Origin of the sequence: Streptomyces sp. NPDC059567, from assembly GCF_042735655.1 — a bacterium.
In the GTDB taxonomy this organism is placed as follows: Bacteria; Actinomycetota; Actinomycetes; order Streptomycetales; family Streptomycetaceae; genus Streptomyces.
On sequence record NZ_JBHWBS010000199.1, the window covers coordinates 1 to 3,309 of the forward strand.

1 protein-coding gene and 1 pseudogene are annotated in these 3,309 nt (G+C 69.3%); both read left to right on the forward strand.

The window, feature by feature from the left end:
- Positions 1-874: pseudogene (locus ACFVZW_RS36900) on the forward strand (phosphopantetheine-binding protein); the annotation flags it as partial.
- 453 nt (positions 875-1,327) lie between these two features.
- Positions 1,328-3,309 (forward strand): condensation domain-containing protein (locus ACFVZW_RS36905; protein WP_384530954.1); only part of this gene is annotated, 1,982 nt, incomplete at its 3' end.

The window sequence follows — 3,309 nt, forward strand, 5'->3', positions numbered from 1 at the left end:
CCCACCCCCGTGTGTGGTCGCCCGGACTCCACCCCCCCCCCCCCCCCCCAACACCCGTCTGTATGTGCTGGACGAGTACCTGCAGCCGGTTGCGCCGGGGGTTGCCGGTGAGCTCTACATCGCCGGCGTCCAGCTCGCACGGGGCTACGTGAAGCGTCCGGGTCTCACGGCGGAACGCTTCACCGCCAACCCCTTCGAGCCGGGCGGGCGGATGTATCGGACCGGTGACGTGGCTCGTTGGACGGGTGACGGGCTGCTGGAGTATCTGGGCCGTGCGGATGAGCAGGTCAAGGTCCGTGGATTCCGGATCGAGCCGGGCGAGGTCCAGGCCGTGGTCGCCGCGCACCGCGAAGTCGCTCGGGCTGCCGTCATCGCCCGCGAGGACGTTCCGGGTGACACCCGCCTCGTCGCCTACGTCGTCCCCACCGACCAGGACGAGGTTGACGCACAACTGGGCTCTGAGATAAGGGAGTTCGCTGGGAAGCGGCTGCCGGAGCACATGGTGCCTTCGGCCGTCGTGGTCCTCGACGCTCTCCCGCTGACCGGCAACGGCAAGCTCGACCGCAAGGCCCTGCCGGCCCCGGACGCCAACGCGTCCGCAGGAGCCGGGAGGGCGCCCTCCACCCGCGAGGAAGAGGTTCTGTGCGAGGCCTTCGCCCAGGTCCTGCGGCTGGAGTCGGTCGGTGTCGACGACGACTTCTTCGCACTCGGCGGCCACTCGCTGCTGGCAACCGAACTCGTCATCCGCATTCGCGCAGCCCTCGGCGTCGACGTCGAGATCCGGGCCCTCTTCAATGCGCCGACCGTGGCGGGCCTCGCAAAGCAGCTGGGCACGGATAAGTCAACCCGTCCGGCTCTCCGTCCGATGCGCAGGAGGTAGGAGGAACGCGTAAGTCAAGGCAGTTTCTCCTGAACAACTAAATGAAGAGAAAGCTGCGCTTCGGCCGCCGTGTCCCGTGAATTCGGGTGCGGCGGCCGAAGTGCCTTCCAGAGGAGATGCCGGTCGTTCAACTGCCGTTCGGGGGCGGTTGAACAGGTCGGATGCCAGCCGCTCAGCCGTTGTCATCCGGTCGGGAGTGAGCCGAACCGGGGTGCGGAGGCAGAACATTGATCGTCGGAACGGCCTGGGTCATAGTGAGTCGCGCCAAACCGGGATCCCGGAAATCAGAGGTGGATTCTCGGATCGGCGAACCGGGTTGTCCGTTCTTCCGGTGACGGTCATTGCCAGTTGTTATCCATTTGATTCTGTTCGGGTGTACAAGGCTCCGGAAAGCCTTGACCGATCCGCGCCGACGTTGCGGCCGGGACGAAACCAGGAAGGTTCCTGATGATTCCGTTGTCTTTCGCGCAGCGTCGGTTGTGGTTCATCCAGCAGCTCGAGGGCCCCAGCGCGACCTACAACATTCCGGTGTCGCTGCGCCTTTCGGGGTCGGTGGACCGCGCCGCGCTGGCCGCGGCCCTGCGGGACGTCCTGGAGCGGCACGAGGTGCTGCGCACGACCTTCGGCATGCATGACGGCGAGCCGTACCAGCGCATCCTCGGCCTTGAGGAACTCGACTGGGATCTGCAGACTGTGGACCTGCCGGACTCCGCAACGCCGGCCGACCTGGCCGGCGCGGTCGCCGGAGTGTTCGGGTACGAGTTCGACCTGTCCGCCGAACTCCCCATCCGTGCCTGGCTGTTCTCCGCCGGAGCCGACGAGCACGCCCTCGCCGTGGTCGTCCATCACATCGCGGGCGACGGCTACTCGATGCGTCCGCTGGCCCGCGATGTCTCGGTGGCCTACGCGGCGCGGTGCCGGGGTGAGGCCCCCGCGTGGGAGCCGCTGCCGGTCCAGTACGCCGACTACGCGCTGTGGCAGCGCGAGCTGCTCGGCGACGAGAACGACCCCGACAGCGTCGGTGCGCGCCAAGTCGCGTACTGGCGTGAGACTTTGGTCGGCGCGCCCGAGGAGCTGGAGCTCCCCTTCGACCGCATGCGTCCACTCGTCGCCTCGCACCGGGGCCACAGCGCGCCCTTCGAGCTCCCGGCCGACGTGCACGTACGGCTCCAGGAGCTCGCGCGCGCCGAGGGCGTCACCACCTTCATGGTCTTCCAGGCCGCACTCGCCATGACCCTGTCGAAGCTCGGCGCGGGCACGGACATCCCGATCGGTGCCGCCGTGGCCGGCCGTACCGACGTGGCGCTGAGCGAGCTGGTCGGTTTCTTCGTGAACACGCTTGTTCTGCGTACGGACGTGTCCGGTGATCCGACGTTCCGGGAGGTCCTGGGTCGGGTTCGGGAGACGGGCCTGTCGGCGTTCGCGCACCAGGACGTGCCGTTCGAGAAGCTGGTGGAGGAGCTGGCGCCGACTCGTTCGCTGGCGCGCCACCCGCTCTTCCAGGTCATGCTGACCGTCGAGAACGTCGCCCAGGCAGAGGTCCAGTTGCCGGGCGCGCAGGCGGGATCGCTGGCCGACGTGGCCTCGGCGGCCGTGTCGGAACAGCTCGCCACCAGGACCGTCGCGAAGTTCGACCTGGAGATCGGCGTCGAGGAGGCCTTCGACGCCGATGGCGCCCCCGCCGGTCTTCGCGGCTCGGTGATCGTCGCGGCAGACCTGTTCGACGCCGACTCCGCCGCCCGACTCTCCGGGCGGCTCACGCGCGTCCTGCGGCTGCTCGTCGCCGAACCCTCCACCCGACTGAGCGCGGTCGACGTCCTGGACGCGGCCGAGCGCCATCAGCTGCTCGCCGAGTGGAACGACGTCGAGGTCGGCGTCGACGCCGACCTCGTACCGGAGCTCTTCGAGGCGCACGCGGCGCTGACCCCGGACGCCGTCGCGGCGATCTACGAGGGTGCGGAGACCACCTACGCCGAGCTGGACGCTCGGGCCAACCGCCTCGCGCACTACCTCCTCGGACTCGGCGTCCACGCCGAGTCGGTGGTGGGCCTGTGCCTGCCGCGCGGCATCGACATGGTGGCGGCCGTTCTCGGTGTGTGGAAGGCCGGCGGCGCCTACGTGCCGCTGGACCCCGAGCACCCGGAGGAGCGCCTCTCCTTCATCCTGGCCGACAGCGGCGCCGGCGTGGTCGTGAGCAGCCACGATGCCGCCGACGGCGTCGCCGGCCGGCTGGGCGTCGACCGCGTGCTGTGGCTGGACGACCCGGCCACGGGGGCTGCCCTGGAGCGGCTGCCGGACAGCGCACCGAAGCGGCCGGCGTCCCGGGACGGTCTCGCCTATGTGATCTATACGTCGGGTTCGACGGGGCGGCCGAAGGGTGTGGCTGTTGGTCATGGGGCGTTGGCGAATTTGGTGTCGGTGTTCGGGCC